We start from the raw sequence: 7,410 nt of genomic DNA on the forward strand, positions 1-7,410 counted from the left end.
ACTCTTCTCCACAACCGCCGCACAACTTCACTGCATACTCCGGCCGGGCGCCCCACGCCGTGCCGGACTCCCCCACCACAAGGAGCTTGTGTGACCCCCCTCTACGCGCGTCACAAGCGCTCGACTCTGGCCATCGCAACCGCGGTTGCCGCCGGAGCGCTGCTCACCACCGGTCTGACCACCGGTTCGGCCGCCGCCCAGCCCACGGCGGCCACGGCCCGCACGGCCGGCTCACCCGCCGCGCTGTCGGCCGCGACCCGCGTCTCCCTCATCAAGCAGGCCGAGGCCGGCCTCGCCGCCACCGCGCAGCAGATAGGCCTCGGCGCCAAGGAGAAGCTGGTCGTCAAGGACGTCGTCAAGGACGTCGACGGCACGGTCCACACCCGCTACGAGCGCACCTACGCGGGCCTGCCCGTCCTCGGCGGCGACCTGGTCGTCGCGACGAAGGCCGGCAAGACCGAGAGCGTCGTCAAGGCGACGAAGGCGGCCATCAAGGTGGCCTCGCTCAAGCCGCAGATCACCACCGCCAAGGCCGAGAAGCAGGCGCTGACCGCGGCCAGGACCGCGGGTTCGGACAAGACCTCGGCCGACAGGACCCGCAAGGTCATCTGGGCCGGCTCCGGCAAGCCCGTCCTCGCCATCGAGACCGTCGTCGGCGGCCTCCAGGACGACGGCACCCCGAACGCGCTGCACGTCATCACCGACGCGGCCACGGGCAAGAAGCTCTTCCAGTACCAGGCCATCGACAACGCCACCGGTACCGGCAAGACGCTGTACTCGGGCACGGTCAGCCTCGGCGTCACCCAGTCGGGCTCGACGTACAACCTGACCGACGCCAGCCGCGGCAGCCACAAGACGTACAACCTCAAGCGGGCCACCTCCGGCAAGGGCACGCTGGTCTCCAGCTCGTCCAGCACCTTCGGCACCGGCACCGCCTCCAGCTCCTCCAGCGACCAGACGGCCGCCGCCGACGCCGCCTACGGCGCGCAGGAGACCTGGGACTACTACAAGAGCACCTTCGGCCGCAGCGGCATCAAGGACGACGGCGTGGCCGCGTACTCCCGCGTCCACTACGGCAGCTCGTACGTCAACGCCTTCTGGGACGACAGCTGCTTCTGCATGACGTACGGCGACGGTGACAACAACACGGACCCGCTGACCTCGCTGGACGTGGCGGGCCACGAGATGACCCACGGCGTCACCGCCAACACCGCCGGCCTGGACTACAGCGGTGAGTCCGGCGGCCTCAACGAGGCGACCTCCGACATCCTCGGCGGCGTCGGCGTGGAGTTCTACGCCAACAACGCGTCCGACAAGGGTGACTACCTCATCGGCGAGAAGATCAACATCAACGGCGACGGCACCCCGCTGCGCTACTTCGACAAGCCCAGCAAGGACGGCGGCTCGGCGGACTCCTGGTCCTCCTCCGTCGGCGACCTGGACGTCCACTACTCGTCCGGTGTCGCCAACCACTTCTTCTACCTGCTGGCCGAGGGCAGCGGTTCGAAGACGATCAACGGCGTCAGCTACAACTCGCCGACGTCCAACGGCTCCACGGTCACCGGCATCGGCCGGGACAAGGCGCTGCAGATCTGGTACAAGGCGCTGACCGAGCAGTTCACCTCGACCACCGACTACAAGGCGGCCCGCGCGGGCACGCTGGCGGCGGCGGCGAGCCTGTACGGATCGAGCAGCACCGAGTACAAGACGGTCGCCGCGGCCTGGTCCGCGGTCAACGTGAGCTGACCCGAGGGGGGTTGGCGGGCGGCACCCGGGAGGAAGGCATTCCCGGGTGCCGCCCTACTCTTGTGTCCCATGCGCCTGGAGGACTTCACCTACGACGACGTCGGCGGCACCGGCCGCGTCGGATTCTGCCCGCCGGGCTTCCGCCCGATGCATGTGCGCACGCGCATCGGCGAGGGCGAACCCTGCTTCCGCAGAGCGGCCGAGGCGGTCCTCACCTGGGAGATGCACCGGGAACTGGGCGTGGGCATCGACGCGAGCGCGGAGCGCGCCGCACCGGACGTCGACGTCACCGTCACCCTCGCCGGTGTGATCAAGGCTCCGTGCCGCATCGTCTACACCGTCGAGGAGCCCCGCCGCGTGGGCTGGGCGTACGGCACGCTGACCGGCCACCCGGAGTGCGGCGAGGAACTCTTCCTCGTGGAGCGCACGGGTGACGGCACGGTGTGGCTGACGGTGTCCGCGTTCAGCAGGCCCGCGAAGTGGTTCGCCCGGGCGGGCGGGCCGGCCACGCGGGGCCTGCAGAACGCTTATGCGCGGCGGTGCGGGAAGGTTTTGCGGGGGTTGTGCGCACCGCTCTCCGAGGGGTGAGCGGGGGTTGGGGCGCCGTCAGCTGGGGGCTGCCGCCCCCAGACCCCCGCTTTTCGGCCTGAACGGCCTCGTCCTCAAACGCCGGACGGGCTGAATTGGCGCCCCTTACCTCATCAGTACCCCCGCCCCCTCCCCCGTCTCCTCCGAAGGCACCGCCATCAGCCCCAGTTCCACGGCGGACGCCAGCAGTCGGTGGGACGGGAGGATACGGACCGTGTAGCCGTAGGGGCCGGTGCGGTCGAGGGAGAGGGGGCCCTCGTAGGACCACCTGCCATCGGCGTCGGGGCCGCCCGCCGGTTTCAGGGGGACGGTCGTCGCGTCCGCGATGCGGTCCTCGGGGTCGACGCGGCCCGAGACGACCTGGACCTCCACGTCGTCGGGGCCGAGTTCGCCGAGGCCCACGCGCACCCGTAGTCCGAGTGTGCTGCCGAGTTCCGCGGTGGCCGTGGCGGCGGACGTCTCCACGTGGTCGACGGTGACGCCGTGCCAGGCGGCCCGCACCCTTGCCTTCCAGGCGGCGAGTTCGCGGGCGGAGCCGGGGTCCATGGCGCGGTGCGCGTGGGCGGCCGGGGCGTAGAGGCGCTCGACGTACTCCCGGACCATGCGGCCGGCCAGCACCTTCGGGCCGAGCAGGGTCAGGGTCTGGCGGACCATCTCGATCCACCGGTCGGGCAGGCCGTGCTGCCCCCGCTCGTAGAAACGCGGGGCGACTCGCTGTTCCAGCAGGTCGTAGAGCGCGTCGGCCTCTATGGCGTCGCGGTGGTCGGGGTCGGTGCCCACGCCGTCGGCCGTGGGAATCGCCCAGCCGAAGTCGGGCTGGAACCACTCGTCCCACCAGCCGTCCAGGACGGAGAGGTTGAGGCAGCCGTTCAGCGCGGCCTTCATGCCGGACGTGCCGCAGGCCTCCAGGGGGCGCAGGGGGTTGTTGAGCCAGATGTCGCAGCCGGGGTAGAGCTTCTGCGCCATCGCCATGCCGTAGTCGGGGAGGAAGACGATGCGGTGGCGGACCCGTGGGTCGTCGGCGAACCGGACGAGCTCCTGGACCAGGCGTTTTCCACCGTCGTCGGCCGGGTGGGCCTTGCCCGCGACGACGATCTGGATGGGCCGTTCCGGGTGGAGGAGGAGGTCCATCAGGCGGTCGCGGTCGCGCAGCATCAGGGTCAGGCGCTTGTACGACGGGACGCGGCGCGCGAAGCCGATGGTGAGGACGTCCGGGTCGAGGACGCCGTCGATCCACCCCAACTCGGCGGTCCCCGCGCCGCGTTGACGCCAGGAGGCCCGCAGCCGCACCCGCACCTCGTCCACCAGTTGCTCACGCAGGTTCCGCCTGAGCTCCCAGATGTCCTGGTCGGGGATGTCCCCCACCGCGTCCCAGCGGTCCGAGCCGCCGACGGTCAGCGCGTCCTCGGTGCGCTGCGCGCCGATCTGCCGGGCGCCGAGCCGGAACACCTCCGGTGCGACCCAGGTGGGGGCGTGCACCCCGTTGGTCACGGAGGTGATCGGCACCTCGTCGGGGTCGAATCCCGGCCACAGTCCGGAGAACATCTCGCGGCTGACGTGACCGTGCAGCAGGGAGACCCCGTTGGCGCGCTGGCCCAGGCGCAGGCCCATCACGGCCATGTTGAAGAGGTTCGGTTCGCCGCCGGGATAGGTCTCCATGCCCAGGCGCAGGATGCGTTCGACGTCGATGCCCGGGAGCTCGGCCTCGGGGCCGAAGTGGTGGGCGACCAGCTCCCGGTCGAACCGGTCGATCCCGGCCGGGACCGGGGTGTGGGTGGTGAAGACGGTCCCGGCGCGGACCGCTTCCAGCGCGGAGTCGAAGTCCAGCCCGCCGTCGCAGAGTTCCGCGATCCGCTCCAGGCCCAGGAAGCCGGCGTGGCCCTCGTTGGTGTGGAAGACCTCGGGCTCGGGGTGGCCGGTCAGCCGGCAGTAGGTCCGTACGGCCCGCACTCCCCCTATGCCCAGCAGCATCTCCTGCAGCAGCCGGTGCTCGCTGCCGCCGCCGTAGAGCCGGTCGGTCACCCCGCGCTCGCCGAAGTTGTTGTCCTCGACGTCCGAGTCGAGCATCAGCAGGGGGACCCGGCCGACCTGGGCGAGCCAGATACGGGCGTGCAGCTGCCGGCCGCCGGGCAGGGCGAGGGAGACCTGGGCGGGGGTGCCGTCGGGTTCCTCGAGGAGGGCCACGGGCAGCTCGTTGGGGTCCAGGACCGGGTAGTGCTCCTGCTGCCAGCCGTCCCGGGACAGCGACTGGCGGAAGTAGCCGTGCCGGTAGAGCAGGCCCACGCCGACCAGGGGTACGCCGAGGTCGCTGGCCGCCTTCAGATGGTCGCCCGCCAGGATGCCGAGGCCGCCGGAGTACTGGGGCAGGGCGGCCGTGATGCCGAACTCGGGCGAGAAGTAGGCGATGGCGGCGGGCAGTTCCCCGGAGTGGGTCTGGTACCAGCGGTCGCCGGTCATGTAGTCGTCCAGGTCGCCCGAGACCTCGGTCAGCCGGCGCAGGAAGCGGTGGTCGCCTGCCAGCTCCGCGAGCCGCGCCGGCGACACGCTGCCCAGGAGCCGTACGGGATCGCCGTCCGAGGCGGCCCAGCGCTCGGGGTCGACGGACTGGAACAGATCGCGGGTCTCCGCATGCCAGGACCAGCGCAGATTGCGGGCCAGATCGCTGAGCGGCCGCAAGGGTTCGGGGAGAACGGGTCGGACGGTGAATCGACGGATCGCCTTCACTTTCCACCTCGACGCGTGTCGCTGTGCGGACGCACAACGCTGTGCGCCTCGTCGTCAACCTCGACGGTATCCGTGCGGAGGGCTCCGCAACCACGGCATGCCCAAGAGCACGCCACACTCCTACGCCGTCCGGAAAACGCCGCAACCTTCACGCGTCCGCCATGGCGGACATGGCCGATTCCGCCCTGTAGGCCCTCTTGTGGGTCTTCTACACCGCACGAGAGGCTGCCAAGTGGAGTCAATGGAGGGGAACTCGGACCATGGCACGGACGCGAACACGGCGTCTGCGCTGGACAGGGGGTCTGACCGCGGTGGCCTGCGCCGCCGCGCTCTCGGCCGTCACCCTGCCCGCGCACGCCGCACCGGAGGGTCAGATACTCGGCGCCGGTGAGCCCGGCTCCGTCAGCGGAAGTTACCTGGTGACACTCAAGGGGGGAACGGAGGCTCCGTCGGCGAGCGGAAAAGGCATCGCTGAGAAGTACGGGGCAAAAATAAGCCACACCTACGGCTCGGTCCTCAACGGCTACGCCATCAAGGCCAACGAGAGACAGGCCAAGCTGCTCGCGGCCGACTACCGGGTCGCCTCGGTCGTGCAGGACACGCGCGTGTCCCTCGACCACGCCCAGAAGAACCCGCCGTCCTGGGGCCTGGACCGGATCGACCAGCCGAGCCTGCCGCTGGACAAGAGCTACACCTGGCCCGATTCCGCGGGCGCCGGCGTGACCGCGTACGTGATCGACACCGGTATCCGCATCACGCACAAGGACTTCGGCGGCCGGGCGAGCTACGGCTGGGACTTCGTCGGAAACGACAAGACCGCCTCCGACGGCAACGGACACGGCACCCATGTCGCCGGCACCATCGCCGGCACCAAGTACGGCGTCGCCAAGCAGGCCAAGGTGGTCGCCGTCCGCGTCCTCGACAACGCCGGCTCCGGTACGACCTCGCAGGTCATCGCGGGCATCGACTGGGTGACCAAGCACGCGAGGAAACCGGCGGTCGCCAACCTCAGCCTGGGTGGCTCCTACAACGCCCAGCTGGACGCCGCCGTACGCAGCTCCATCGCGTCGGGCGTCACGTACGCCGTTGCCGCCGGGAACGACGGCCTGCCGGCCGCCCTCTACTCGCCGGCGGACGTGAAGGAGGCCCTCACGGTCGGCGCGACCGACAAGACGGACGCGCGGGCGAGCTTCTCCAACTTCGGCTCGGCCGTGGACCTGTTCGCGCCCGGAGTGTCGATCACCTCGGACTCCTATGCGAGCGACACCGGGAAGGCGACCTTCTCCGGTACGTCGATGGCGACCCCGCACGTCACCGGCACGGCCGCGCTGTATCTGGCCGACCATCCGAAGGCCACCCCGGACCAGGTCTCCAAGGCACTCGTGAAACTGGCGGTGTCCGGGAAGGTCTCCGGCCGGGGCCTCGGCTCACCGGACGAACTTCTGCAGGTACCGGCTTCTTAGTGGCACAGTCCCCGGACCGGTCCCGTTCGTTCACGAACGGGACCGGTCTTGTGTGTAGACATACGCGTGAGTAGTTAACAAAGTGCCGGATTGCGTACCCGAATAGGGTGGGAAGGCTCCTCCGGTACACCACACAGACAGTTCACGGGAACCACCCGCAGGACCACCTCCCCACAGCCATCCGCCCACCCACGTTGACGCGGACAGGAGCGGTCATGCCCGCCACGCACCACTCGTCAGCACCTCCGACGACCAGCACCGAAGCACGCCCCGTGCGCCCCGCCGACGCCGGACCACCGGCCTCGCAGCCACCCTCCGCGGGCGAGGCCCCGGTCATCGGGCGCATACCTGTCCTCGACGTCCGCCCAGTGGTCCAGCACGGGCGAAGGCCGGCCAAGGCCGTGACCGGCGAGTCGTTCGAGATCTCGGCCACCGTGTTCCGGGAAGGCCATGACGCGGTCGCCGCAAACGTCGTCCTGACGGATCCGGAAGGCCGTCCCGGCCCCTGGACGCCGATGCGGGAACTGGCCCCGGGCACCGACCGCTGGGGCGCCACCGTCACCGTCGGCGAAGTGGGCCGCTGGACCTACACGGTGGAGGCCTGGGGCGACCCGATCAGCACCTGGCGCCACCACGCCCAGATCAAGATCCCGGCGGGTATGGACACGGACCTGGTCCTGGAGGAGGGCGCGCGACTGTACGAGCGCGCGGCCGACGGCGCCCCCGACAGCCGGCGTGACGTGCTCCTGGCCGCCGTCGCCGCCCTGCGGGACGAGACCCGCCCGGCCGCCTCGCGTCTGGCGGCGGCGTTGACGCCGGAGGTGGACGCGGTGCTGGCCCGCCATCCGCTGCGGGAGTTCGTCACCGCCTCCCAGACCCTGCCGCTGCT

5 protein-coding genes are annotated in these 7,410 nt (G+C 70.5%); 4 read left to right on the top strand and 1 reads right to left on the bottom strand.

The window, feature by feature from the left end; genetic code table 11:
* Positions 1-90: 90 nt before the first annotated feature.
* Together ACFY1U_RS41000 and ACFY1U_RS41005 are read left to right on the top strand one after the other, a co-directional pair.
* Entirely contained in the window at positions 91-1,746 is a 1,656-nt protein-coding gene (locus ACFY1U_RS41000; protein ID WP_390699123.1) for a M4 family metallopeptidase, read from the top strand.
* Positions 1,747-1,815: 69 nt separating this feature from the next.
* Positions 1,816-2,334 carry a DUF1990 family protein gene (locus ACFY1U_RS41005; RefSeq protein ID WP_390699124.1) on the top strand — a complete coding sequence of 173 codons (519 nt, stop codon included), beginning with the start codon at positions 1,816-1,818 and terminating at the stop codon, positions 2,332-2,334.
* 105 nt (positions 2,335-2,439) lie between these two features.
* Here ACFY1U_RS41005 and ACFY1U_RS41010 read toward each other — a convergent pair whose 3' ends face one another.
* Positions 2,440-5,058 (bottom strand): glycosyltransferase family 1 protein, encoded by a 2,619-nt coding sequence (locus ACFY1U_RS41010; protein ID WP_390699125.1) that lies wholly within the window; start codon positions 5,056-5,058, stop codon positions 2,440-2,442.
* A gap of 260 nt (positions 5,059-5,318) precedes the next feature.
* Between ACFY1U_RS41010 and ACFY1U_RS41015 the strand changes: the two genes are divergently transcribed.
* Positions 5,319-6,521 (top strand): S8 family peptidase, encoded by a 1,203-nt coding sequence (locus tag ACFY1U_RS41015; RefSeq protein WP_390699126.1) that lies wholly within the window; start codon positions 5,319-5,321, stop codon positions 6,519-6,521.
* Positions 6,522-6,736: 215 nt separating this feature from the next.
* Positions 6,737-7,410: maltotransferase domain-containing protein (locus ACFY1U_RS41020; RefSeq protein WP_390699127.1), on the top strand; the 674-nt coding region annotated here is incomplete at its 3' end.

It is taken from the genome of Streptomyces sp. NPDC001351, assembly GCF_042896045.1.
GTDB lineage: Bacteria > Actinomycetota > Actinomycetes > Streptomycetales > Streptomycetaceae > Streptomyces.